At 72.8% G+C, this 24,396-nt stretch carries 19 protein-coding genes; 9 read left to right on the top strand and 10 right to left on the bottom strand.

From position 1 onward, the window contains the following. Positions 1 to 8: 8 nt before the first annotated feature. Genes fabG through IG86_RS38870 form a run of 6 tightly spaced genes read right to left on the bottom strand, consistent with a single transcriptional unit; the run spans position 9 to position 4,855 of the window. Positions 9 to 755, bottom strand: a complete 747-nt coding sequence (fabG, locus tag IG86_RS0119955; protein ID WP_030827243.1) for a 3-oxoacyl-ACP reductase FabG — start codon at positions 753 to 755, stop codon at positions 9 to 11. Beyond that, positions 755 to 1,021 (bottom strand): acyl carrier protein, encoded by a 267-nt coding sequence (locus tag IG86_RS0119950; protein WP_030649165.1) that lies wholly within the window; start codon positions 1,019 to 1,021, stop codon positions 755 to 757. The genes fabG and IG86_RS0119950 overlap by 1 nt, the downstream gene beginning before the upstream one ends. A 46-nt stretch (positions 1,022 to 1,067) precedes the next feature. After that, positions 1,068 to 1,862 (bottom strand): SDR family oxidoreductase, encoded by a 795-nt coding sequence (locus IG86_RS0119945; RefSeq protein WP_030827246.1) that lies wholly within the window; start codon positions 1,860 to 1,862, stop codon positions 1,068 to 1,070. A 9-nt stretch (positions 1,863 to 1,871) separates the two neighbouring features. Further along, positions 1,872 to 2,828, bottom strand: coding sequence for a beta-ketoacyl synthase N-terminal-like domain-containing protein (locus IG86_RS0119940; RefSeq protein WP_045936445.1), 957 nt, complete (start codon positions 2,826 to 2,828; stop codon positions 1,872 to 1,874). Positions 2,829 to 2,839: 11 nt separating this feature from the next. Further along, complete coding sequence (locus tag IG86_RS0119935) at positions 2,840 to 4,048, bottom strand: beta-ketoacyl-[acyl-carrier-protein] synthase family protein (RefSeq protein WP_030898397.1); 1,209 nt, start codon at positions 4,046 to 4,048, stop codon at positions 2,840 to 2,842. Between the two features lie 3 nt (positions 4,049 to 4,051). Then, positions 4,052 to 4,855 carry an alpha/beta fold hydrolase gene (locus tag IG86_RS38870; RefSeq protein WP_051785285.1) on the bottom strand — a complete coding sequence of 268 codons (804 nt, stop codon included), beginning with the start codon at positions 4,853 to 4,855 and terminating at the stop codon, positions 4,052 to 4,054. 235 nt (positions 4,856 to 5,090) lie between these two features. Between IG86_RS38870 and IG86_RS0119925 the strand changes: the two genes are divergently transcribed. From IG86_RS0119925 to IG86_RS0119895, 7 genes are all read left to right on the top strand, one after another. Further along, the gene (locus IG86_RS0119925; protein WP_063761547.1) at positions 5,091 to 6,044 is read left to right on the top strand and encodes a sterol desaturase family protein; all 954 of its coding nucleotides are present in this window, start codon (positions 5,091 to 5,093) and stop codon (positions 6,042 to 6,044) included. Continuing rightward, the gene (locus IG86_RS0119920) at positions 6,041 to 7,690 is read left to right on the top strand and encodes an MFS transporter (RefSeq protein ID WP_078848150.1); all 1,650 of its coding nucleotides are present in this window, start codon (positions 6,041 to 6,043) and stop codon (positions 7,688 to 7,690) included. The genes IG86_RS0119925 and IG86_RS0119920 overlap by 4 nt, the downstream gene beginning before the upstream one ends. Then, the gene (locus IG86_RS0119915) at positions 7,687 to 8,361 is read left to right on the top strand and encodes a 4'-phosphopantetheinyl transferase family protein (RefSeq protein ID WP_030827259.1); all 675 of its coding nucleotides are present in this window, start codon (positions 7,687 to 7,689) and stop codon (positions 8,359 to 8,361) included. The genes IG86_RS0119920 and IG86_RS0119915 overlap by 4 nt, the downstream gene beginning before the upstream one ends. Positions 8,362 to 8,503: 142 nt before the next feature. After that, complete coding sequence (locus tag IG86_RS43955) at positions 8,504 to 10,099, top strand: isocitrate lyase/phosphoenolpyruvate mutase family protein (protein ID WP_045936444.1); 1,596 nt, start codon at positions 8,504 to 8,506, stop codon at positions 10,097 to 10,099. Next, positions 10,096 to 11,220 (top strand): phosphonopyruvate decarboxylase, encoded by a 1,125-nt coding sequence (aepY, locus tag IG86_RS0119905; protein ID WP_030827265.1) that lies wholly within the window; start codon positions 10,096 to 10,098, stop codon positions 11,218 to 11,220. Before IG86_RS43955 ends, aepY begins: the two co-directional genes overlap by 4 nt. After that, complete coding sequence (locus IG86_RS0119900; RefSeq protein WP_030827268.1) at positions 11,217 to 12,332, top strand: 2-aminoethylphosphonate aminotransferase; 1,116 nt, start codon at positions 11,217 to 11,219, stop codon at positions 12,330 to 12,332. The genes aepY and IG86_RS0119900 overlap by 4 nt, the downstream gene beginning before the upstream one ends. A gap of 113 nt (positions 12,333 to 12,445) precedes the next feature. Then, on the top strand, positions 12,446 to 14,644 hold the full coding sequence (locus IG86_RS0119895; protein ID WP_045936443.1) for an FAD/NAD(P)-binding protein: 2,199 nt from the start codon (positions 12,446 to 12,448) through the stop codon (positions 14,642 to 14,644). A 76-nt stretch (positions 14,645 to 14,720) separates the two neighbouring features. Here the strand turns inward: IG86_RS0119895 and IG86_RS0119890 are convergent, their stop codons facing one another. From IG86_RS0119890 to IG86_RS0119875, 4 genes are all read right to left on the bottom strand, one after another. Then, a complete protein-coding gene (locus IG86_RS0119890; RefSeq protein ID WP_030827274.1) occupies positions 14,721 to 15,179 on the bottom strand; it encodes a hypothetical protein in 459 nt (152 codons plus the stop codon). A 72-nt stretch (positions 15,180 to 15,251) separates the two neighbouring features. Then, the gene (locus IG86_RS0119885) at positions 15,252 to 19,376 is read right to left on the bottom strand and encodes a golvesin C-terminal-like domain-containing protein (RefSeq protein ID WP_234316008.1); all 4,125 of its coding nucleotides are present in this window, start codon (positions 19,374 to 19,376) and stop codon (positions 15,252 to 15,254) included. A gap of 215 nt (positions 19,377 to 19,591) precedes the next feature. Then, positions 19,592 to 20,131 (bottom strand): hypothetical protein, encoded by a 540-nt coding sequence (locus IG86_RS0119880; protein WP_234316007.1) that lies wholly within the window; start codon positions 20,129 to 20,131, stop codon positions 19,592 to 19,594. A 314-nt stretch (positions 20,132 to 20,445) separates the two neighbouring features. Further along, positions 20,446 to 21,723: a M6 family metalloprotease domain-containing protein gene (locus tag IG86_RS0119875; protein WP_030827283.1), complete on the bottom strand. Its 1,278-nt coding sequence runs from the start codon at positions 21,721 to 21,723 to the stop codon at positions 20,446 to 20,448. Between the two features lie 273 nt (positions 21,724 to 21,996). On the opposite strand from IG86_RS0119875, the gene IG86_RS0119870 reads away from it, so the two are divergent. Both IG86_RS0119870 and IG86_RS0119865 read left to right on the top strand, forming a co-directional pair. Then, on the top strand, positions 21,997 to 22,725 hold the full coding sequence (locus tag IG86_RS0119870) for a TetR/AcrR family transcriptional regulator (protein WP_078848149.1): 729 nt from the start codon (positions 21,997 to 21,999) through the stop codon (positions 22,723 to 22,725). A gap of 62 nt (positions 22,726 to 22,787) precedes the next feature. Continuing rightward, positions 22,788 to 24,326: an MFS transporter gene (locus IG86_RS0119865; RefSeq protein WP_030898390.1), complete on the top strand. Its 1,539-nt coding sequence runs from the start codon at positions 22,788 to 22,790 to the stop codon at positions 24,324 to 24,326. Positions 24,327 to 24,396 lie beyond the last annotated feature (70 nt).

Genomic DNA, 24,396 nt, shown 5'->3' with positions numbered 1-24,396 from the left:
GCGCTCCCTCAGTTGCTGATGCCGCCATCGACCCGGATCACCTGTCCCGTGATGTAGGCGGCGCGCTCCGACGCGAGGAACGCCACGGTGTCGGCCACCTCCCACGCGGTGCCGATCCGGCGCAGCGGGATCGTGGCGATGACGCCGTCGCGGGCCTTCGCCGTCATGCCGTCGGTCATGTCGGTCGCGATCAGGCCGGGCGCCACCACGTTGGCGCGGATGCCGAAGCGGGCCACTTCCTTGGACAGCGACTTGGTGAAGCCGATGATCCCGGCCTTGGAGGCCGCGTAGTTGGCCTGCGTGGCGCTGCCGCGGACGCCCGCCACGGACGACACGGTGACGATGCTTCCCCGGCCCTGCTTCATGAGGGTGAAGACGGCGGCCCGGCACACGTTGTAGGTGCCGGTCAGGTTGGTGTCGATGACGCTGTTCCAGGCGGCCTGGTCCATCGTCACCAGCGGTCCGTCGTGGACGATGCCCGCGCTGGTGACGAGTGCGTCGATCTCCCCGAGCCGTTCCTGCGTCCGCTCCAGGAAGCCGCGTACGGCGTCGGCGTCGGTCACGTCCACGGACGCGTCGAAGACCCGGCCGCCGTGCTCGGCGGCGAGGCGCTCGACGGCGTCGGCGTCGGCGGGCCGGGAGCGGTAGCAGTAGCCGACGTCGTACCCGTCGGAGAGGAACCGCTCCACGACGGCCCGGCCGATGCCGCGCGACCCGCCGGTGACGACCGCGACCTTGCGCGTGTCGTGCGGCATCAGGCGGCGAGCTTCTCGGCCAGCAGGTCGTGGACGACCTTGAAGGACCGCATCAGCTGGAGGTTCGACTCCTCCATCTTCACCTGGTACTTGCGCTCCAGGGTGACGAGGATCTCCAGCGCCAGCAGGGAGTCGACGTCGAGGTCCTCCTTGAAGTCGGCGGTGTCGGTCACCTCGGAGGGGTCGACGTCCAGGATCTCCGCGATGGTGGAGCGCAGGTCCTCGGTGTCCAGTACGGCGGCGGCGCTGGTGGTCTGCTCGGGCATGATCGTTCTCTCCTGGGGTGGGTGTGCGGGTCGTGCGGGGGAGGGGTCAGACGAGGCCTTCGCCGCCGTCGACGTCGATGACGTTGCCGGTCATCCACGACGAGTCGGTGGCCGAGAGCATGACGACGGCCTCGGCGACGTCCTCGGGGACCGTCAGGCGGCCGTGCGGGTTGGAGTCCGTCGCGTACCGGGCCAGTCCCTCGCTGCCGGGGATGCGCAGCAGCGCCGGGGTGAGGGTCAGGCCGGCGCGCAGGGCGTTCACCGAGACGCCGGCGGGCGCCAGTTCGACGGCGAGCTGGCGCACGTGCGAGGCCAGGGCGGACTTGGCGGCGGAGACGGCGCCGTAGCTGGGCATCACCCGGCCGTCGCCGCGGCTGGTGAGCGCGAACACCTTGGCGCCGCGCGGCAGCAGCCCGGCCACGTACAGGTCGCGCACCCAGTACACGAGGCTGTGGCCCATGACGTCGACGGTCATGTCCATCTGGCGCGGGGTGATGACGTCCTCCTGGCCCTCCTGCGGGAGGAAGGGCAGCAGGCTGCCGAAGGCGAGGGAGTGCAGCAGCACCCGTACGCCCTCGGGCCCGGTCAGCTCCTTGAGGACCGGGACGAGTTCGGCGCGGGTCTGCTTGCTGGCGGCGTTGCAGTTGTGGAAGGACACCTGCACGCCCGTGGCGCGCAGCTCGGCCACCAGCTCGTCGGCCTCTTCCTGCTGGGCCGCCGTGCCGAAGTGGACGCCGAAGATGTTGGCGCCCTCCTTGGCCATGGCCAGGGCGGTGGCCCGGCCCATGCCGCTGGAGGCGCCCAGGATCAGGCACCAGGAGCCCTTGAGGGAAGTCAGCATGCGTACCTCTCAGTCGGTGTGTTCGGGGGTGTGTGCCGTGGCGAGCGCGACGTTGCCCGCGCGGGAGGCGGTGACGACGAGCCGGCGGCCGGCGCCCGCCGGGAGGGGGCGTGCGGCCAGCCGGACCACCGGGGTCAGGGCCCCGGCCCGCGCCCCGGACCGGCGCGTGGACACCGGTGCGCGGTCGGCGCACCAGGAGCGCAGGGCGTCGGCGACGGCGTCACCGACGGGCGAGGGGTCGGCCAGCAGCTCGACCTCGTCCGGGGCGGGCCCGCCCGAGTGCAGCGCGTCCAGGGCCCGCCGTACGGAGTCCCGGGCGAGCCGGCGGCCTTCCGCGGCGGCCAGGGCCGGCGGCGGGACGAAGCGCAGTACGGTCCGCAGTACCCGGCCGCCGGCCGGTACGGGCCCGCCGCCCGGGCGGAGCACGAACAGCGCCGCTCCCGCTTCCGGTTCGGCGTCTGCGGCCCGCGGGTCGGGGGCCTCGGCGGCCCCGGCCAGGGTCACGGCGGCGCGGCCCGCGGCCAGTTCGAGGGCGGCCAGGTGCAGGGCCTCGACGCCGGCCACCCGCGGCGAGGTCACGGTCAGGTTGAAGCCCTTGAGCACGTGCTCGGTCGACAGGCGGCCTGCGACGAGGTTCACCGCGAAGTACGGCACGCTCATCGGGCTCAGCGCGGAGGCCCCCTCGCGGCGGACGGTCTCGTCGATGGCCGCGTGCAGGGCCGCCACGGCGCTGTTGGTGCCGACGACGGCGCCGCGCAGCTCCGGGGCCGCGGCGAGCGGGTCCGCCTCCGGGCCGCAGTCCTCCAGGGCCGTCCGGGCCGCCGCGAGCAGGTACTGGCAGGCGGGCGGCAGGTACTTGTACCCGCGGCCGAGCCGTGCCCGGTGGTCGAACCACGACTCCGCCGGGCCGGTCCCCTCCGGCGGCAGGACCAGTCCCGCACCGTGGACGACGGACTCGGCCACCACGACACGAACCGTCACCGCGACCCGCCCCCGAACACCATCGTGAAGTTGCTGCCGCCGAACGCGTACGCGTTGACCAGTACGTTCGGCTGCCGCAGCGCGGTCGGTCCGTCCTGCGGCAGCCAGACCGGGCACTCCGGGTCCTGCCGCGCGAGCGCGATGTTCGCCGGGATCTCCCCGTGCCGGACCATCAGCGCCGCGGACACGGCGGCGAATGCGGCCGCGGCGCCGGCGGTGTGGCCGATGAAGGCCTTCAGGCTGAACAGCGGGGTGTGCGCGGCGCGGTCGCCGAGGACCTCCCGCAGGACCTGGTACTCGACCACGTCGTTCTGCCGGGTGCCGGTGCCGTGCGGGACGACGCACCCGACGTCGCCGGGGCCGCGCCCGGCCTCCTCCAGGGCCGCGCGGGCCACCCGTACCAGCTGCTCGCCGCCGGGGTCGGGCGCGGTGGGGTGGTGGGCGTCGCAGCTCCACGCGGTCCCCAGCACCCTGCCGTAGACGGGTCGGCCGGCCGCGGCCCGGGCGGACTGCAGGACCAGTACGGCGGCCCCCTCACCGAAGACGGTCCCCCGGCGGCCGGCGTCGAAGGGCCGGCAGGTCTCGGGGTCGGCCGCGCCCAGCCGGCTGAAGCTGGCCAGGGGCACCCGGGCGATGCCCTCCGCACCCCCGAGCAGCACGGTGTCGGCCTCGCCGCGGCGGATCAGGTCCACGGCGACGGACAGCGCGTAGCCGCTCGCGGCGCAGGCGTTGCTCACGCTGATGTTCGGCCCGAAGGTGGCGAGTTCGGCGCCGACCGCGGACGCGACGGAGAACATGGGCTCCCAGGACCCTGCCGCCGGTTCAGGGGTCCCGTCCCCGGCGCCCTCGCCGTCGTGGCCACCCTCGCGCCCCCCGCTCTCGCCGACGGCGGTTCCGATCACCACGGCGGCTTCCGCGACCTCGTGCGCGCCCAGGCCGGCGTCGGTGACCGCCTCACGGGCGGCGGTCAGCGCGAAGCGCGCGGCACGGCCCAGGGCGCCGGGCGACGCGTCCGCCGCGGCGGTCCCGTCGTCGGGCACCTGGTAGGCGAGTACGTCGGGCACGTGCTCGGTCAGGCCCGGTACGGGGGTGGGCCGCGAGGCGGCGGCCTTCAGCCCGGTCCAGAACGCGTCCGCGGTGGCGCCGAGGCAGCTGACGGCGCCGATTCCGGTCACGAAGACGTCGGGGGTGGCAGAGGGGCGCAAGGGTCAACTCACTCTCGTGGGAGCCGCATACGGCTGCGCGGCCGACCCGGCGATCAGCCGGCGGACGGCGTCGGCGAACGGCCCGGGCCGCTCGGTCATCGGGAAGTGCCCGCAGTCCCGCAGCAGTTCGAGGCGTCCTTGCGGCAGTGCGGCCGCCAGCAGCCCGGCCTCCGGCGGCGGCGCGAAGCGGTCCTGCTCCCCGGCCACGACGAGCACCGGCAGGTCGAGGCCGCCGAGGTCGACGAAGGGGCTGCGCAGGTAGCTCTCCCAGAAGCGCGTCCAGCCGTACGGGCCGACGCGGTCGCGCACGAGCAGGGCCATGTCCCGGCGGGTCTGCGGGGACAGGCGGCGCGCCGAGGCGATGCCCAGCGCCTCCTCGAACACCTCCTGGAAGATGCCGAGGTAGTGGCCGGCGTCGTCCCAGTGGAAGTCGGCCGGGTCCCGGCGGTGGAAGGGCGACACGGCGACCAGGGCGCGGGGCCGTCCGGAGTGCGGGGCGCGGGCGAGGTGCTCGACGGCGAGGACGGCGGAGAAGGAGTGCGCGACCAGGACGTCGGCCCCGCCGGGGACCGCGCCCAGGGCGCGGCCGATCCACTCGGCGGGGTCGCCGCGGTGGCTCCACGAGGTCGGGCCGGCGACTCCCCACGGCAGCTCGGCCGTCCACAACTCCACGTCGTCCGAGGCGTGTTCCCCGAAGGCCGTCCAGGTGGTCGCGCTCGCGGCCAGCCCGTGCAGGGCGAGCACGCGCACCGGGCCGGCGCCGCGGGCCGGCCGCTCCATGCGGACCGCGAGACCGTTCCCGCCCATTCGCACCCCGTTCCTGGATCATTGCGGCCAGTTCCTCGAAAAAGTGGCGACGATCCGGAAATTGCGATTTCCTGCCAAGCCGACGGCGAGCGTACCGGGGGCATGCTAAAACGACACTAAACAGTTCTGTCCGCAGGGGTTTTGTCCTGGTGAGAGTGCAAGTTAAGGCGGGCTTTAGGGAGCTTTTTAGGGAGCGTGTTTAGGCTTTTGCGGAAGTCGAAACGAGGAGAGAGCGATGCTCGATAAGGTCATAGACCGGCTGCACGATCCAGCGGTCTACGCCCTGCCCGCCATGGCGTTGCTGATCGTGATCGAGATGTTGGCGATCAAGTTCGGCGACGACCACGACGAGCGGCCCGGATACGACCTGCGGGACCACCGGGCGAGCATCCTCACGGGCTTCGGCGCACTGTTCTCGTCCACCATGCTGCGGACCGTGGCGCTCGCGCTCTACCTGCTCGTGTACGAGTACGTGGCGCCCTGGCACCTGTCGTCCTCGTCCTGGACCACGTGGGTCGTCCTCTTCTTCGGCGTGGAGTTCCTCCTCTACTGGTACCACCGCGCCGCGCACGGCATCCGGCTCATCTGGGCCGGCCACCAGGTGCACCACTCCAGCCAGTACTTCAACCTCTCGACCGCGCTGCGCCGCAAGTGGGCCCAGTGGTTCGAGAAGATGATCTGGCTGCCGCTCCCGCTGCTCGGCGTGCACCCCGCGCTGGTCTTCACGATGCACTCGGCCCACCTCGTCTACGGGCTCTTCGCGCACACCGAGAAGATCGGAAAGCTGCCGCGCTGGTTCGAGTACGTCTTCGTGACGCCCTCGCACCACCGTGTCCACCACGGCAACGACCCGGAATACCTGGACAAGAACTTCGGCAGCATCCTCATCCTCTGGGACCGGATCTTCGGGACCTTCCAGCCCGAGGTGCAGCGCCCCACGTACGGCCTGACCAAGCAGATCGAGACCTTCTCCATCTGGAAGATCCAGGTCCACGAGTTCGGCAACATGTTCCGCGACGTGCGCGGCGCGAGCACGCTGCGCCACAAGCTCGGCTACGTCTTCGGCCCGCCCGGCTGGAAGCCCGCCGAGGACGGCGCGGGCGGCCCCGGCGGCTCCGTCGGGCGCGACGGCGCCGGCCGGACGACCGCCGCGGCGGCCACGGGACAGCCGGGTGAGCTCCTGACATGAGCAGGGTGACCGGACACACCGCGGCCGCGGAGGGGCAGGGCGGCCCGCCCTCCCCGCCGCGCCGCGGGGTACGGGGCCACCCCTGGCTGACCCTGCTGACCCTGTCGGTCGGGGCCATGATGGTCTCGCTCGACGGCACCATCGTCACCGTCGCCCAGCCGGCCATGCAGGCCGACCTCGACGCGAGCCTGACCGGCATCCAGTGGGTGACGAACGGCTACCTGCTCGCCGTCGCCGCCCTGCTCATCGCCGCCGGCAGGCTCGGAGACCGCTACGGCCACCGCACCGTCTTCCTCATCGGCGCCGCCGGCTTCACGGCCACCTCGGTGGCCATCGGCGCCTCCGGCAGCCTGGGCTGGGTCATCGCACTGCGCGTCCTCCAGGGCGTGTTCGGCGCGCTGATGCAGCCCGCCACCCTCGGCCTGCTGCGCACCGCCTTCCCGGCCGACCGGCTCAACATGCCGATCGCCGTGCGCAGCGCCGTCATCGCCGCGTCCACCGCGGCCGGCCCCGTCGTCGGCGGCCTGCTCGTCGAACACGCCTCGTGGAGCTGGGTGTTCTTCCTGAACGTGCCGCTCGGCGCGGTCGCCCTGGCCCTCGGCGTCACCGTGCTGCGCGACGTACGCGGCGAGCGGCCGGCCGGCCGCCTGGACCTGACCGGCATGGCCGTCCTGGGCGCCGCGCTGTGCCTGTTCGTCGGAGGCCTGGCCACGGTCGCCGACCAGGGCCGGCCCGACGCCCGCACCCTGGCGCTGCTGGCCTCGGCGCTGCTCCTCGGCGCCTTCTTCACCTGGTGGGAGCGGCGCGCCGCCGACCCGCTGGTACCGCCCCGCATCTTCCGGTCGGTCCGGTTCACCGTCGGCGTCCTGGCCATGCTCGCCATGTCCTTCGTGATGTTCGGCGCGCCGTTCGTCCTGATCTTCTACCTGCAGAACGTGCTCGGGCTGACCCCGGCCGAGTCGGGCGTCCGCGTCCTGGGGCTGACCCTGCTGATGATCGTCGGCGCGCCGTTCGCGGCGATGTGGATCAGCAGGTCCGGGCCCCGGGCCCCGGTGGTCGCAGGGCTCCTGGTGACCGCAACGGCCATGTGCGCCCTGTCCCGTCTCGACGCGCAGTCCGGGACGCTGGAGACGACGCTGTGCTTCTTCCTGCTCGGGCTCGGCTTCAGCCCGGTCATGGTGGGCGCCACCAAGCTCGTCATCAGCAGCGCACCGGTCGAACTGTCGGGCGTCGCCGGCGGCATGCAGCAGACGGCCATGCAGGTGGGCGGCAGCCTGGGCACCGCCACCGCGGGCGCCCTCGTCGCCGCCCACGCCGCTTCCGCCCTGCCCGGACGCCTCGCCGCGCAGGGCGTCGAGATCGCCCCCGGCGCCCTGGACGCGGCCGTACGCGCCGTGGCCGTGGGCCTCGCACCGGATCCCGGGACCGTGGACGCTGCGCGCTCCACCCTCACGGACATCTCCCGGACCGTGTTCCTGGAGGGCATGCAGCACGCCCTGCTCGCCACCGCGGCGGTGGCCGCCCTCGGCGCGGTGGCAGGCCTCTTCGCGGGCCCCGGCCGGGCGGGCACGGAACACGCCGAACCGGAACACGCGCAACCGGAACACGCGGACGCGGAGCGCGCGGGCGGGGGGCGCACGAAGTGATCGAGCGGATCCTGCCCGCGTGCGTGGCCAGTTCGGCGGAGTACGCGGACCCGCCCGGCGCCGTCTTTCGCCTCCACCCCGTGGAACGGGCGGCCGTGGCGCGCGCCTCCGAAGGACGCAGACGGACCTTCGCCACCGGACGGCTCTGCGCCCGCCGCGCACTGGACCACCTGGGGGTGCCCGCCGGGCCCGTCCCCGTGGGCGGCTCCGGAGAGCCGCTGTGGCCCCCGGGAGTGGCCGGCGCCATCACCCACTGCGACGGCTACCGGGCGGCGGCCGCCGCCCGGTCCACCGATCTGACGGGACTCGGCATCGACGCCGAACCGCACGTCCCGCTCCCCCCGGGGGTCCTGGAGGCGGTGGCGCTCCCGCACGAGCGCGTCCGGCTCCGGACGCTGGCCCGGTCCAGGCCGGGTCTGCACTGGGACACGGTCCTCTTCAGCGCCAAGGAGTCCGTCTACAAGACGTGGTTCCCGCTCACCGGGCGCTGGCTCGACTTCACCCAGGCCGAACTGCGGTTCCACCCGGAACCTGGCCCGGCCACCACCGACGGCGAGTTCCACGCCCGCCTCCTGGTCGACGGCCCCGAGGTGGCCGGCCGCACCGTCCGGCATTTCGACGGACGCTGGCTGGTGGCCGACGGCCTGGTATTCACGGCCGTCACCGTATGACCGGGTCCCGCGGGCCGCGGGCCGCATATCCGGCACCTCCCTCCACCCCGACCAATTTGAATTACCGGCAATTGCATTATGTGGGCCGCCCCGATGATGCTGCGCCCCCTCACGCACGAATGCGGACAACAGGAGAATCGGCATGACTACTGGGACGACAGAGGCACGCGGGGACCACAGGACGACCGGAGCCCGGCAGCTCCGCGACCTCTTCGCCCGCCCGGGCACCGTACGCATCATCGGCGCGCACAACCCGCTCGGTGCGCGCCTCGCCGAGCGGGCCGGCTTCGACGGCGTCTGGTCGAGCGGTCTGGAGGTCTCCGCCTCCCAGGGCGTCCCCGACACCGACATCCTGACCATGAGCGAACTCCTCGCCACCGCCACCTCGTTGGCGGCCGCCGTCGACGTCCCCGTCGTCGCCGACTGCGACGCCGGCTACGGCAACGCCCACAACGTCATGAACATGATCCGCCGCTACGAGGCGGCCGGGATCGCCGGCGTGTCCATCGAGGACAAGCGGTTCCCGAAGGTCAACAGCTTCATCCCGGGCCGTCAGGAACTGGCCCCCATCGCCGAGTTCTGCGGCAAGCTGCGCGCCGCCAAGGCCGCCCAGACCACCCCGGACCTCATGGTCATCGCCCGGATCGAGGCCCTCATCGCGGGATGGGGCATGGACGAGGCACTGCGCCGCGGCGAGGCCTACGCGGCCGCCGGCGCGGACGCCGTACTGATCCACGCCAAGGGCACCTCCCCGGAGCCGGTCCTGCGCTTCCTCGAACGCTGGACCCTGCCCACCCCCGTGGTCGTCGTCCCCACCACTTACCACACCATCACCGCCACCGAACTGGCCGAAGCCGGCGCCAAGATGGTCATCTACGCCAACCACGGTCTGCGCGCGGGCATCGCCGCCGTCACCGAGACCTTCGCCTCGATCCTGCGCGACGACCGCACCACCGGCATCGAGGACCGGATCGCCCCCCTGTCCACCGTGTTCGACCTCCAGGGCATGCCCCTCCAGAAGCGCCACGAGGCCGAGTTCATCACCCCGTACGCCGGCCGCGCCCGGGCCGTCGTGGTCCCCGGCCGGCCCACCGCCCCCGCCGCCGGCCTGCTCGCCGAGCAGAGCGCCGCACTGCGCCGGGCGGACATCGAGTCGGTGTCCGCCACCGCGGGCGACGACGCCGCACGGGCCCCGCAGGACGTCACGCTCCTGCCCGCCCAGGCCGACGCCACCGGCGCCGTACTCGCCCTGGACGACGACGCCCTGAGCGGCACCGTGCTGGTCTCCGGCGACGTCTTCGTCGAGGGCGAGCCGCTGCGCCGCCTCCTCGCGGCGGGCGGCGACATCGCCGTCCTCGTCGACGTGTCCGACGGACCCGGCGTCGAGCGCCGCGCCGACGCCCTGCCGCTGACCCTGGACTCCACGGCCCGCGGCGGCCGCCGGCTCGGCGGCGCCTCCGGCAGCGAGGTCCTCGCCGTCGCCGGCCCCGAGGCGGACGGCGAGTTCGCCGGCGCCGCGGCCTTCTCCGCCCAGGGCTTCGCCGCACTGCGCCAGGTCGCCGAGAAGCGCCGCGCCGACGGCACCGAGGGCACGCTGGCCGACCTGCTCACCGACCTGCTCGCCGCCGGACACCGGGTCGGCGCGGTCGAGATCGGCTCCGGCTGGCTGGAACTGCGGACCGCGCAGGACATCGCCCGCGCCACCGAGCTGTTCGCCACCCGGGAGGGCGGCCAGTGAGCACCGGAGCCCTCCAGGCGCGCACCCTGGTCGAACTGCTCAGGGAACACGGGCACGGCCCGTTCACCGGCGTGCCCTGCTCCTTCCTCGGCCCGGTCATCTCCTGCCTGGAAGCCGAACACCCGCAGGAGTACGTCATCGCGGCCAACGAGGGCGAGGCCGTGGCCCTGGCCGCCGGCGCCGTCCTCGCCGGGCGCCGCCCGGTGGTCATCCTCCAGAACTCCGGCCTCGGCAACACCGTCAACCCGCTGACCTCCCTCTGCCACACCCTGCGCCTGCCGGTCCTGCTCCTGGTCACCTGGCGCGGCCGCCCCGGCCGCCCCGACGAGCCGCAGCACGAGCTGATGGGCCGGATCACCCAGGACATGCTGACGTCCATGGGCGTGCGCAACGAGGTGCTCCCCGACGACCCCGCGCTCCTCGCCGAGCGCCTCGACGTGGCCGCCGGGCACATGGACACCACCGGACTGCCCTTCGCGTTCATCGTGCCCAAGGGGGCCGTCGCCCCCTACGAGGCCGCCGCCGCGGCCCCCGCCCCGGCCGCCGGCCCGCCGCTGATGAAGCGGGCCGAGGCGATCGGCCACATCGTCTCCGCCATGGACCCCGACACCCTGCTCGTCGCCACCACCGGCAAGACGGCCCGGGAACTGGAACGCGACTGGGACCGCCCGCAGAACCTGTACGTCGTCGGCTCCATGGGCTGCGCCTCCAGCGTGGCCCTCGGCGTCGCCCTGAACACCCCCGACCGCAGGGTCGCCGTACTCGACGGCGACGGCGCGGCCCTGATGCGGCTGGAGGCCATGGCCACCATCGGCCGCCACTCCGGCACCGACCTGTGCCACCTCCTGCTGGACAACGAGTCCTACGAATCCACCGGCGGGCAGCCCACCGCCTCCGCCGGGGTGGACTTCGCGGGGATCGCCGCGGCCTGCGGCTACCGGTCCACCCACGACGTGCGCGACGCCGACGCCCTGCGCGCCGCCGTCCTGCGCGCACAACAGGACGGCGGCGCGCACCTGGTCCGCGTCCGCATCGCCCCCGGATCGGACCCGAACCTCGGCCGCCCGGCCCTCGCCCCGCCCGCCTCGGCGGCCCGATTCAAGGAAGCGATCGCCCGATGAACGACAGCACGGCGCCGCGCCCGGAGCGCCTCGTCCTGATGAACCCCGGCCCCGTCATCACCGACGACCGGGTGCGCGCGGCGCTCGCCGGACCCGACATGTGCCACCGCGAGCCGGAGTTCTCCGACCTCCTCACCCGCGTCCGGCACAAGACCACCCTCGCCGCGGGCGGCGACGGGCGGCACACCTCCGTCGTCCTCACCGGCTCGGGCACCGCCGCGGTGGAGGCCGCCGTCAGCTCGGCCGTGCCCCACGGCGGCGGCCTGCTGGTCATCGACAACGGGCACTACGGCGAACGGTTCCGGCACATCGCGGACGCCCACGGCATCCGCGCTCACCGGCTCGAACTGGGCTGGGCCACGCCCGTGGACCTCGACGCCGTCGACCGGGCGCTGGCCGCGGACCCCGGCCTGACCCACGTCGGCGTGGTCCACCACGAGACCAGCAGCGGCATGCTCAACGACGTCGCCGCCGTGACCCGGATCGCCCACGCCCACGGCCGCGAGGTCGTCGTGGACGCCGTCAGCAGCATCGGCGCCGAACGCATCTCCCTGGCCGCCGACGGCGTCGACTGGCTGGCGGGCTCCGCCAACAAGTGCCTCGAAGGCGCCCCCGGCCTCGGCTTCGTCAGCGCCGCCAGGACCTCCTTCGAAGCCCTGGCGGGCCACCCCCGCCGCGGCTACTACCTCGACCTGCACCGGCACTACGCCGCCCAGGAGAAGGCCCAGGCCCCCGCGTTCACCCCGGCCATCCCCGGCTTCTACGCCTTCGACGCCGCCCTCGACCTGGCCCTCGCAGAAGGCTGGGAGGCCCGCCACGCCCGCTACACCGCCCTCGCCCGGCGGCTGCGCGACGGCCTGGAGACGCTCGGCCTGGAGATCCTGCTCCCGCCGGAGCAGCGGGCCGCCTCCCTGACCGCCGTCCGCATCCCGGCCGGCTGCGGCTACGCCGAGCTGCACGGCGGGCTGCGCGCGGAGGGCTTCGTCATCTACAGCGCCCAGGAACAGCTGGCGGCGGACTTCTTCCGGCTCTCCACGATGGGGCAGATGACGCAGCGGGACATCGACCGCTTCCTCGCCGCGCTCACCCGGATCCTGACGGCCCGCGGCTGACCGCCTCGGCCGACGGCCCGCCACCGACGGCCGGCGGCCGGACCGCCCGCGACCGACGGGCCGGCCGGCCCCGCGCCCCGGCAGATCTCCTCCGACCCCTGAATGAGGTGCCCGTGACCACCCCCCGAGCTGACGCATCCGGCCGACCCGCGGCAACGCCCGAGCCCTACCGGCTCGCCGTGGTGGGTGGCGGGCCCAGGGCCACGTACGCCCTGGAGCGGCTGTCGGCGACGATCGACCGGCTGGGGGAGGGGCACCGCCTGGAGGTCCACCTCTACGAACGCACCGGCGCGTTCGGCGCCGGCCGCGCGCACGCCCCCGACCAGGCACGCACCAGCTACCTCAACCGCATCGGCGCCCAGGTGGGCTTCGCCGCCGACGAGACGGTGACCGGCGCCGGACCGCTGCGCCCGCCCGCCGAGCGGCCCACCCTGCACCAGTGGTGCCGCCGCCGCTTCGAGGAGACCGGCGACCCGGACTTCGACCTCGGCCCCGAGGACTGGCCCAAGCGCTACGTCCACGGACTGGCCCTGCGCGACATGTTCGACGCCTTCGCCGCGGACCTGCGCCGCCACCCCGGCGCCGAACTCCACCTGCACCACGCCGAGGTCGTGGACATCGCCCCCGCCGCCGGCGACCGGCTGGAGGTCGTCACCGCCGACGGCGGCCGCCGCACCGCCGACGAGGTGCTCCTGCTGACGGGCCACTCGTACCACGACCCGGGCCGCTCCGCCGCGGACCGCCCGGCCGCCGGCGGCGCGACCCGCCACGTACCCCACCCGTACCCGCTGGAGGAGGAGCTCGACGCCGACAGCTGCGGGCCGGACACGGTCGTCGGCTGCGCCGGCATGGGCCTCACCGCCATCGACACGGTCCTGCACCTCACCGAGGGCCGCGGCGGCACCTTCCACCAGGACGGCCCGCGCCTGGTCTACCGGCCCTCCGGCCGGGAGCCCGCGGCCGTCGTGGCGTTCAGCGGCTCCGGCCTGTTCACCTTCGCCCGCCCCGACAACCACAAGCCCAGCGACGGCGGCGGCGACCACCCCGGCACCTTCCTGACGCGCGAGGCCGTCGACCAGCTGCGCGCCCACGCCGGCCGGCCGCCGGGCGGCGACGCCACCGGCCGCCGGCAGCTGGACTTCGAACGAGACCTCCTGCCGCTGGTCGTCCTGGAGATGGCCCACCTGCACTACGTCACCCTCTTCGGCCCCGCCGCCGCGCTGCTGCTGACCCAGCGCGCGCTCCCCGGCTACCTGGCCTTCGTGACCGGCACGCCCGCCGACGGGCCCGGCGCCCTGACCGCCCCGCTGGAACGCGCCGTGGACGAGATCGCCGACGTCCTGGAGGGCGTACTGCGCGGCAAGTGCGCGCTGTTCGGGGCCCAGGCCACCGTGTCCTGGCCGGTCCGCGACGTGCTGCTGCACTGGACGAGGACCGTGTACGGGCCCTCGGCCGAGGCCGAGGTCCGCCGGTGCGTCGACCGGTCCCTGCCGCCCGGCCCGGTCACCGACCCCCTCGACTCCGCATGGGGGCTGGAGACCTACCTCCACGGCAACCGCTTCGACTGGCACCGCGCCGTCTCACCGGTCCCGCCCGGCGCCTCGCCCGAGGAGTTCCGCGCGTCCGTCGCCGCGTTCATGGCCCGCGACCAGCTGTGGGCCCGGCAGGGCAACCTGAGGAACCCCCACAAGGCCGCCGCCGACGGCGTCTGGCGCGACCTGCGCCACGTCATCTCGTACGCCGTGGACCACGCGGGCCTGACCCCCGCCTCCCAGCGCCACTTCCTGGGGACCTACGTTCGCCACCACAACCGGCTGGCGAACGGGGCCGCGGCCGAGATCATGGCGAAGATGGCCGCCCTCGTCGACTGCGGGCTGCTCGACGTCGGTGCCGGACCGGGAGCGCGCGCCCGGCTCGACGAGGCCACCGGGAAGACCGTGGTCGAAGGCCCGCACACCGGCCTGTCCCGGCCCGTCGACGTCCTGGTCGAGGCCCGCATGCACGGCTTCGACCCGCGGCTCGACGTCCTGCCGCTCTACCGCAACCTCCTCGACCGGGGCCTGGTGCGGCTGTGGTGCAACGAGTCGGCGGACGGCGAGGTCTTCCGGCCGGGCGGCCTCGACCTGACCCCGCAGTTCCACCCCGTCGCCCCGGACGGCACCCCGGACCCCCGGCTCACCGTCCTCGGGGTGCCCTCCGAGGGCGCACGCTCCTTCCTGCTCTCCGCGCTGCGCCCGAACGCCGACCACTACGTCATGCGGGACACCCTCGTCTGGCTGGACGCCTTCTGGCCCAGAGCCACGGGCCGCTGACCCTCCCGGCGGCCTGCGGAAACACCGATGGGCCCCCGCGCGAAGCGGGGGCCCATCGGTGTCGGCGAGACACCCCCTAGAACCCGTCCAGGACACCCAGCGTGATGAACGCCGCCACCACCAGCACGGCGGTGGCGATGAAACCGGCCTGGCGCCACCCCGGCACCGTGCAGACGGCGACGAGCGCCGGACCGAGCGCCAGGGCGATCAGGTTCGGGGCGTCCGTGGCGGGCACGTCGCGGGGCGCGAGGGAACCGAGGATCGCGATCGCGTACGCCTGGAGGGAGAAGGCGGCCACCGTCACCGTCTTGCGCGGCCGCACCCCCAGCAGGGGCAGGGCGACGGCGAGGACCACCACGGCCAGCACCACCCACAGGCCGATGCCGATCAGCGGATACGGGGTGACGCAGACCGCCGTGTCGTTCGCGCAGCTGCGCTTCTGCTCGCCGTCGGCCCACTCCCACAGGCCGAGCGCCAGCCACCCGGTGAAGGCGCCGACGACGAGGGCCCCGACCGCCCGGTAGGTCTTGTCCATGGGGGAAGCCTTTCAGAGGAACGGTCAGGGGCCCTGAGTACGGATACTCAGGGCCCCTTCAGCCGGAGGCTGTTACTTCATTTCCGGACTGTTGAGCGTGCTCTGCAGGGAGTTGGCGTACAGCCTGGCGCCGGCGATCTTGGGGTGGAAGGACTGGGCGGAAGGCTTGAGGTCGTCCTTGTCGCCCGGGGTCTTGTCCGTGACGATGCCGTGGATCGTCTCGGGGCTACCGCAGATCCCCTGGCCCTTGAACGCGGCAGTGGGGTCGGAGAACCATGCCTTCACACCGGCTGCCCGGGCGTCGGCGGCGGCGCCGGCCATCTGCTCGGTGAGCAGTGCGCCGATGCTGTTGACCCAGGGCTGCTCCTCCTTGTGGATGCCCGGGACGCAGACCTCGCCCTCGAGGAGCTTGGGGTAACCCATCAGCACGATCTTGGCCTTGGGTGCCCTCTCTGCGATCTCCTTCAGCGTGGTGACGATCGAGGGCCGCACCTTCTCCTTGATCAGCCGCGGCTCCGTGATCCTGAGGGGCTCCGACTGGTCGCTGAGCTCGGCGTCCTGGCAGTTCTTGAGACCGGCCATGATCATGCATTCGGTGATGACGTCCGTGAAGCGGGCGTCGTTGCCACCGATCGACATCGTCACCAGGGTGGTGTTCTGGTCCAGGTAGCCCTTGTCCAGCTGCGGGAGCTCGCCGTAGGAGGACTGACCGGACTGGCCCTCGGCGTTCTTGGCGCCCTTCACCGGCCCGACCTGGTCGTTGGCGGAGAGGATGTTCTCCGTCTGCGCGCCGGAGCAGGCGACCAGGTGGTAGTCCATGTTGCCGTCACGGTCGTCCGACATGGCGCCGATCGACTTGGAGTGCCCTGGCAGGGTGGCCTGACGCGACCACGCGTGCTTCGAGCGGTGGCAGGCGTTGCGGAGCTTCTCGTCCTTGCCGAGGAGGTCCGTCTCCTTGTAGTAGTCGCCGCCGCCCGAGACGGAGGCGCCTTCGCCGGAGGAGTACGAGTCACCCATGGCGACCACGAAGTTCGCCGGCTTGGCGCCGAGCGGCTGGAAGCCGACGGCGTCCCAGGCGATGTCCTCGCTGCCGTCACCGTCGCGGGAGTGGCTGTCGAGGATGACCTGGGGCGTGTTGACGAAGTTGAACACGCCGAGGTCGGCCCACTTGTTCTCCAGCACCCGCTGCGGCTGCACGCGCACCGGGCTGCTGGAGTCGGTCCCCTTGACCTGGTAGGAGGCCTGGCGCGTGTGCGCCCCGTGGTCCGGGATGTGGACCCAGACGCGCATCCAGCCGCGGTTGGGCTTGTTCAGCGTCCAGGTACCGGACGCGGCCAGCCTGGCGCCCTCGGCGGTGTCCTTGTCACGCGTGTGCGTGAACCAGAAGTGGTTGCGGAAGCCCGCGCCGATCTGGTGCGTGTCGATCTTGCTCGGGTAGACCCCGCCCGACCCGCTGAAGGTGAACTGGAACGATCCGGCCGACTCGGCGTTGGCGCAGTTGCGCGCCCCGCCCGCCGGATAGGCGCCGTTCGGCATGTCGTCGACGATGAGCGTGCCCTCGGGCAGGCCGATGGTGCAGCGCGGCGGGTACGAGGCCTCGTCAGGCTGCTCGGGGTAGGTGTCGTTGAACCGGTGCACCGGGGTGCCGCACTGGGCGTCCTTGCAGTTCTTCCACGTGGCCGGCTTGTTGTACCAGCACTTCAGGTAGAGCGGGTTCTTGGTGTCCGGGTCACCCGGGAGCAGGCAGGCACCCTGGCCGGTCTTGTTCGAGTCGCTCTCGCCGATCTTCGACTTGTCGCAGTCGTTGGAGGCGTCGCAGAACAGCCCGATCGGGGGCATCGCGCGGGTGCGGTCACCCGGGTTGAGCCACCAGGCCTCGCGGAAGCCGGCGCCGAATTTGCCCGGCTTCTCCATGGCCTCGATCGGGCGGGCCGCCCAGCCGATCACCTTCTCCTGGTACGGCCAGTGCTGCGGACTGGCCGCGTGGTAGTAGGCGCTGTTGCCCAGCGCGTCCTCCAGGAACGGGGTCCGGTTCGCCTTCCACAGCGGGTTCGCCGGGTTGTTGGTCCAGCCCACGCCCCACTTGCCGCTGTTGGCGCCGGCGGTCGACTTCGGGTGGTAGCCGGCGTTGTAGGCCCAGAGGGCGTACGTCCAGTTCTCGATCCACTTCGGGTGGCCGTCGTTGATGACCAGCCCGTCACGGCGGGTGGAGTTCCACTTCTCGATCAGGATGTTGACGCCGGAGGCGATGTTGGCGGCGTAGTCGAGGGCCACGGCCTCCTGCTGGACGGCCGTCTTGGGCTTCTCGTCCTTCTTCTCCTTGCCGTGCACGCGCATGCCGTCGGTCACCTGGGTGATGCCGTAACCGCAGTCGGCGTCCGCCCAGTCGATGGCCCACGGGTCCTGCTGCTGGCCGTTGGAGGCGTACTTGACGCCGTAGAAGTTGCCGATCAGCGAGTTGGCGGTGACACCCGGCACGGCGTAGCGCGTGGCCTGCCACATGTTGGACTCCTGCGCGGTGATGCCCAGCATCACCTGCGAGGGCACGTGCCACTCGTCACCGCGGTCCGGAGTGCCGTTGGGGTCGCCGTCCAGCACCGTGAGCGGGAAGAGGGACTGCGGCGCGTACGCCGCCATGCCCGTGTTCTTCCAGTTCGCCGGACGGCTGGCGCCCTTGTTGAGCTGGCCGATGACGGTCTGGTTGACCGCCCACTCGACCTGCCGCGGCGTCGGCTGGAAGGCCTGCTTGCGGGGGTCGTTGCGCGGGACGGAGCAGTAGCGGTCCGCGTCGACGGTGTCGTTGGCCGGAGCCGCCGCCGCTGCCGAGGAGACGGCGGAGGGGGCGTTCTTGGCGGCCGGCTTCGGGGCCGGGGCCGAACCGCCCGCGGCGTTCTCCAGGGCGGGGGAGGTGGCCTGGCCGTCCTTGAGGGACTTCTCGCCGCCGATCGGGTCCGAGGTCGGGAGGGCGTCGAGCTCGACGGTCCTGCCCGTGTCCAGTGCCTTGACCGAGGTGCGCGCGGCGCGGGCGCTCAGCGCGTCCTCGGGGCGCAGGCGGGAGTCCTTGCCGTCGGCCCAGCGGGTCATGACGGAGGCCTGGCCCTCGCTGGAGACCGAGGAGTCCTTGGCGAGGCCGCCCGGGTTCTTCACCGTGCCCGGCAGGCTGCCGGTGGTGGTGGCCGTACCGGTGACGAAGACGGTGCCGGACGGGGTGCGGGCCAGGTCGAAGGCCTCCAGCCGGCCGGTGGCCACCTGGGTGCCCGCGGCCGTGCCGTCGGCCTTCTTCACGTCGTCCGCGGTGATCCGGCTGACCTCGCCCGTGGGCTCGGGGGCGGCGGGGCCGCCCTTCGCCGAGGGGGCGAGCAGGCCGCTGCCGGGCTTGCCGGCGTTCTTGGCGCCGGGCTGGACGCGGTCGATGTAGGTGACGCCGCCCTCGGCGTCCGCCATCAGCTGGAACGGGACGGCCGAGGTCTTCTTGATCGGCCGGACCCCGGCGCCCTTGGACACCTTGACCAGGGTCGGACCCTGGGCGGCGACGATCTCGCCGCCCACCGGGATGGCCGAGGTGACCTGGCCGGGCACGGTCAGGATGTCGGACTTGGCCGTCGGGGCGTCGATCGTGACGAGGCGCGTCTCGTTCTTCGGGGCCGTCTCGTCCGCGAACTGCGAGAAGACGGCCGTGTCGCCCGTGCCGCAGCCCGGGGAGAAGTAGCCGAGGCTGGCCTGCACGGGCAGCTTGGTCACCTGACCGGTCTTCAGGTCGACGATCGCGGTGAAGGCACCGCGCGCCATGAGCTCCGGCTTGTTGGTGAAGGTGCGCGGCGCGTACGCGACGGCGGCGTGCGTACCGGACTGGGTCAGACAGGCGTTGCCGATCCAGGTGTCGGTGTCGAAGCCGGGCTCGGCCAGCGTGGCGGCGGTGCGCCACTTGTAGCCGTCCTTCTCGTCGGCGAGCAGGACGTGGAAGCCCGTGCCGTCGCCGGACGTGGTCCACGCGCGGTCCTTGGACCCGCGGTAGTCCTTCCCGAGGGTCGCGGAGCGGTCCTTCTCCGGAACGGCCTCGGGCTTGGGCGCCTCGGCGCCGGTGGCGGGGGCGGCCGGGTCGGCCCTCGCGTTCGTGGGCGGGGTCGGCGCCGGGGCCGAGAAGGCCTGCGACGTCGAGACGCCGGCGGCCAGGGACAGGGTGATGGCGGCGGTCACGGGTATCCGCGCACGCCTCAGGCTACTTCGGTTCACTCTTCGCTCTCTCGCGGTGGAGCCGGCGGCAGGATCCGACCGGGCCCGGGGACGGACACCGGGGCCAGAGTTGTGATGCTCATGTCAGATCGCTGCACGCCGGAGGGCCCGGTCTCCCGGCCGGCGGAGCGCCGGGACGGAGGTGCCGGGTGGTGGCGGGTCGAAAGGCGTCGCTGCGGTCAGTTGCAGGAGCCGACGCCGCGCAGGTGGTCGACGACGACCTTGCCGGACTTCTTCATGTACGAGTACACCTGGCCGCACCAGCCCTTGTTCTGGTAGACGGGGCCGGCGTAGGACGAGAAGGTGCCGAAGTCCTCGGTGTCCGGGGTGTCGGTGTAGTTGTCCTTCAGGCGGACACCCATGTACTGGGCCGAGCCGGTCTCGTTGTGGAGCACGGCGCAGGTCGGCTTGTCGTAGATCCGCGGGCCGGACTCCTGGCCGTTGGTGTAGACGTACACCGTGGCGTAGCGGGTGGTGGCGCTCGGCAGCCGCTCCGCCAGGATGATCTCGGTGTAGCCGGCGCCGCAGGCGGTGGCGCCCGCTGCGGCCGCCTGCGCGTTCGCCGCCACGAGGCTCTGGGTCGAGGCCGAGGCCTGGGAGGCGACGGTGAAATGGCGCCCGGGGGTGTCGGCCACGGCGGCCTGCGGGGCGGCGACGCCCAGCGCCGCGAAGGTGGTCGCGGTGGCCAGGGTGATGCGCATGGTGGTCTTCATCGACATGGGGTGGTCACTCCTCATGAACGTCCCGTAAGTGATGCGGGTCAGGAGGAGCGGTCCGCCGTACGGCTCGGAAAGCCGGCCCCCCTCCGACGATCGCTTATGGGGAAGCTACCAACGCCGATTCCGGAAGGATGTCTGCATAACGGACATACCGTCGCCAGGCGTCCGGAATTTAACCAGCATGCACGAACCGGCTTTAGCCAAAGCTTAGTTGCGTGGACCACGTACCTTCCGGCCGCGGGCATGCCGAGGAGCCGGGGCCACGCCTGGCGTGGCCCCGGCTCCGGAGCGCGATCCGTACCCCCGGGAGGGCGTTACGGGCGGGTGACGCGGATCTGGTAGCTGCCGTCGCGCAGTTCGCCCACCACCGAGATGCTGATGCCGGCCTTGTCGTCGGTGAAGGTCTCACCCGGCCGGAACGGCGCGTCCGACAGCTCGGCGTGCACGTTGGGCCGGCGCGTACAGCCGCCGCTCGCGCCCGAGCTGTCCGAGACGGTCACCGGCCCGTGGCCGGTGTCCACGTCGGAGTCCACCTTGTAGACGAGGACGCCGGGCCTGCAGACGGCCTCGTCGTTGCCGGCCCGGGTCCGCACCTCCACGGCGTACCCGACGCTCTCCGACAGCGGGACGAAGGCCAGCTTCATGCCGCCCTCCACCGCCAGCGGCGTCAGGACGTGGTCGCTGGTGCCCGACTTCGACGCGCAGGAGATCTGCGTGCTGTCCAGCCAGCCCAGCTTCCACTTGTGCCAGCCCATCAGGTCGTTGTTGGCACCCCAGTCCTCGCTCATGATGTCCCAGTGCCCGACCGTGTTCCCGCCGTCGGAGGTGTAGAGGTCGGGCAGCCCGAAGACGTGCCCGTTCTCGTGCGGGAGCACCCGGTAGCCGGTCTCCCGGTAGGTGCCCGAGCCGTCGTCCTGCCGGCTGTAGACGAAGGACGTGTTGGACAGCGGGACCCCGTCCGCCATCGGCGCCTCGCCGTTGCCCGAGAAGGTCACCGACAGGACGGTGTCCAGGGCGGAGGGCCCGGCGTTCGGGGTGACCAGGATGTTGATCAGGTCGTACCGGCTGAAGTCCACCTCGGCGTCGGCGGCCTTCGCGATGTGCTCGACGAGCTGCCGGTAGCCCGGCTCGTAGGAGGACCCGCGCTCGATCCCGTACGCCGCGAAGGGCATCGGCATCCGCAGCCAGGTCCTTATCGGCGCCTCGGCCCGGTAGGCCAGCCGGCCGTAGGAGCTGGTGCGGAACCAGTCGGAGGTCTGGGGGAAGAACTCCGCCAGCCGGTCCAGGGCCGTGCCCTCGCCCTTGGCGTCGGGGAAGTCGATCATCAGGTTCAGCGCCCGGACCTCTCCCGTCGAGCGCGAGTACCCGGGCGGGGTCGGCATGCCCTCGGACATCTGCACACCCATCGTCCCGGCGATCCGGCACGGCGCGAGCGCCGATTCGACGGTCGTGGCCACCGGTCCGGCCGCGGACTGGCCGCGGCCGGATATCCCCGTGCTCGCGGTCGCGGTGACGCCGATCGCCAGCGCGGTCAGGCCGATGTACGCGCCGGTGAGGCGTGGTCTGCGTATCCGGTGGCGGGTCTGCGTCATGGAGATCGCCTTCGGGTCCGCGGCAGCCGGCCCTGTCCGGTCTGCGCCCTGTGCGCTCACCCTCCGCCGGGCGCGCCGCGCCCGCGCGTCGGAAGAGGCCAAACGGTGACGGGCGGCCCTCGACAGCGTGACCCGGCTCACACGGAGGGGTGAAATAACCGGGGAGCGGTTCCCCGTTTGTACGTGAGTCCCGCCAAGCGGGGAACGGCTCCCCGTTTGGTGGGCCGGTCCGTACGTCCGATCCGCTCGTCACCGCCCCAGGGAGGCCCCGCGATGAAGCGCCCCACCACGACCGCCGTGGCGGCCCCGCCCGCCCCGAAGGCGGCCGTGGAACCGGCGGCCCCGGAGTCCGGCCGCTCCCGCGCCTCCCGCGAGGGCGCCGTGCCTCGGCCGCGCGCCGACGCCGTCCGCAACCGCGAGCGGATCCTGGCGGCGGCCCGCGAGGCCTTCGTCGAATTCGGCTCGTCGGCCCCCCTCGACGAGGTGGCCCGCCGGGCGGGCATCGGCAACGCCACCCTCTACCGGCACTTCCCCGACCGCGAGACCCTCGTCCACCACGTCGTGCTCTTCACCACGGAGCGGGTCACGGCCTCGGCCGAGGCCTCCCTCGCCGAGGAGCCCGACGCCTTCGCCGCGCTGTGCCGGTTCACGCACGCCGCCGCCGACGAGCGGATCGGCGCCCTGTGCCCGATGCTCGCCGACGGCTTCGACCGCGACCACCCCGAACTCCTCGCGGCGAGCACGGCCCTGGCGGCTGCCGTCGAGACCCTGCTGGCCGCCGGCCAGGAGGCCGGACTGGTCCGCGCGGACATCGGCGCCGGCGACCTGATGGTCGCCCTGTCCCAGCTCAGCCGCCCCCTCCCGGGCACCGCCTGCTTCGACACCGACAGCTTCGCCCACCGCCACCTCCAGCTCTTCCTCGACGGGCTGCGGGCCCCGGCCCGTTCCGAACTCCCCGGTTCGGCAGCCACTTTGGAAGATCTGACGCTGAAAACCATGTGACACCGCCAAAGCTTACGAACTAGCCTTTTTCAGTCATTCCGCACAGTGAAGTGGGTATCCCCATGCCGAAAACAGCCGCGACATCCCCGTCGGCTGCCGATCCCAGCCGCTGGAAGGCGCTCGTCTTCATAGCCCTGGCCCAGCTGATGGTGGTCCTCGACGCGACCATCGTGAACATCGCCCTGCCCTCGGCCCAGACCGACCTCGGCATCTCCGACGGCAACCGCCAGTGGGTCATCACCGCGTACGCACTGGCCTTCGGCGGACTGCTCCTCTTCGGCGGCCGCATCGCCGACAAGTGGGGCCGCAAGAACGCCTTCGTCGTCGGTCTCATCGGCTTCGCCCTGGCCTCCGCGCTCGGCGGCGCCGCGAACGGCGAGGCCATGATGCTCGGCGCCCGCGCCCTGCAGGGTGCCTTCGGCGCGCTGCTCGCACCGGCGGCCCTCTCCCTGCTCGCGGTGATGTTCACCGACGCCAAGGAGCGCGCCAAGGCCTTCGGCATCTACGGCGCGATCGCGGGCGGCGGCGGCGCCGTCGGCCTGATCCTCGGCGGCTTCCTCACCGAGTACCTCAACTGGCGCTGGACCTTCTTCGTCAACATCCCGTTCGCGATCGTCGCGGCCGTGGGCGCCTGGATGGTCATCCGCGAGCCCGCCGGCTCCCGCAACCGCGCCCCGCTGGACATCCCCGGCGTGGTCCTGTCCACCACCGGTCTCGTGGCCCTCGTGTACGGCTTCACCCGCGCCGAGTCGGCCGGCTGGTCGGACACGGTGACCGTTGCCATGTTCATCGCCTCGGCCCTCCTCCTGGCGGCGTTCGTCTTCGTCGAGTCCAAGGTGAAGTCCCCGCTGCTGCCGCTGCGCGTCCTGCTGGAGCGCAACCGCGGCGGTGTCTACCTCTCGCTCGGCCTGGCCGTCATCGCGATGTTCGGCCTGTTCCTCTTCCTCACCTACTACCTCCAGGTCGTGAAGGGCTTCTCGCCCGTCAAGACCGGCTTCGCCTTCCTGCCGATGATCGCGGGCATGATCCTGGGCTCCACCCAGATCGGCGCCCGCCTGATGACCCGCGTCGCACCGCGCCTGCTGATGGGCCCGGGCTTCCTGGTCGCAGCCGCCGGCATGCTGCTGCTGACCCAGCTGGAGGTCGGCTCCTCGTACCCGGCGCTGATCCTGCCGGCGCAGCTGCTGCTCGGCCTCGGCATGGGCACGGCCTTCATGCCGGCCATGTCCCTGTCCACGCACGGGGTGAACCCGGCCGACGCCGGTGTCGCCTCCGCCATGGTCAACACCTCGCAGCAGGTCGGCGGCGCCATCGGTACGGCGCTGCTGAACACCATCGCCGCCTCGGCCACCACGGCGTACCTGACCGACCACGCGGCCGAGGCCGCCGGCGGCGGCGCCGCTGCCCAGCTGGTGCAGGCGCAGGCCATGGTCGAGGGCTACGCCTCCGCCATCTGGTGGGCGGTCGGCATCCTGGCCGCCAGCGCGGCCATCGCCCTGACGCTGATCAACACCGGCCGTCCGGGTGCGGGCGACCCGGTGGCCTCCGGGTCCGGCTCCGCCGAGGACGCCGAGTTCAAGATCCCGGTGATCGCCCACTGACCCCGGCCGCAGGTCCGCGGGAATGACTGGACACCCCGCTTGGTTCAAATTTGAACCAAGCGGGGTTAGT

The organism is Streptomyces virginiae, assembly GCF_000720455.1.
Lineage (GTDB): Bacteria > Actinomycetota > Actinomycetes > Streptomycetales > Streptomycetaceae > Streptomyces > Streptomyces virginiae.
This window is presented reverse-complemented; position numbering and strand designations above follow the sequence as displayed.

Bases quoted from the DNA above. Each gene is read 5' to 3' on its own strand.
- fabG (WP_030827243.1), bottom strand. From the start codon at position 755: ATGCCGCACGACACGCGCAAGGTCGCGGTCGTCACCGGCGGGTCGCGC.
- IG86_RS0119950 (WP_030649165.1), bottom strand. From the start codon at position 1,021: ATGCCCGAGCAGACCACCAGCGCCGCCGCCGTACTGGACACCGAGGAC.
- IG86_RS0119945 (WP_030827246.1), bottom strand. From the start codon at position 1,862: ATGCTGACTTCCCTCAAGGGCTCCTGGTGCCTGATCCTGGGCGCCTCC.
- IG86_RS38870 (WP_051785285.1), bottom strand. From the start codon at position 4,855: ATGGGCGGGAACGGTCTCGCGGTCCGCATGGAGCGGCCGGCCCGCGGC.
- IG86_RS0119925 (WP_063761547.1), top strand. From the start codon at position 5,091: ATGCTCGATAAGGTCATAGACCGGCTGCACGATCCAGCGGTCTACGCC.
- IG86_RS0119920 (WP_078848150.1), top strand. From the start codon at position 6,041: ATGAGCAGGGTGACCGGACACACCGCGGCCGCGGAGGGGCAGGGCGGC.
- IG86_RS43955 (WP_045936444.1), top strand. From the start codon at position 8,504: ATGACTACTGGGACGACAGAGGCACGCGGGGACCACAGGACGACCGGA.
- IG86_RS0119900 (WP_030827268.1), top strand. From the start codon at position 11,217: ATGAACGACAGCACGGCGCCGCGCCCGGAGCGCCTCGTCCTGATGAAC.
- IG86_RS0119890 (WP_030827274.1), bottom strand. From the start codon at position 15,179: ATGGACAAGACCTACCGGGCGGTCGGGGCCCTCGTCGTCGGCGCCTTC.
- IG86_RS0119880 (WP_234316007.1), bottom strand. From the start codon at position 20,131: ATGTCGATGAAGACCACCATGCGCATCACCCTGGCCACCGCGACCACC.
- IG86_RS0119875 (WP_030827283.1), bottom strand. From the start codon at position 21,723: ATGACGCAGACCCGCCACCGGATACGCAGACCACGCCTCACCGGCGCG.
- IG86_RS0119870 (WP_078848149.1), top strand. From the start codon at position 21,997: ATGAAGCGCCCCACCACGACCGCCGTGGCGGCCCCGCCCGCCCCGAAG.
- IG86_RS0119865 (WP_030898390.1), top strand. From the start codon at position 22,788: ATGCCGAAAACAGCCGCGACATCCCCGTCGGCTGCCGATCCCAGCCGC.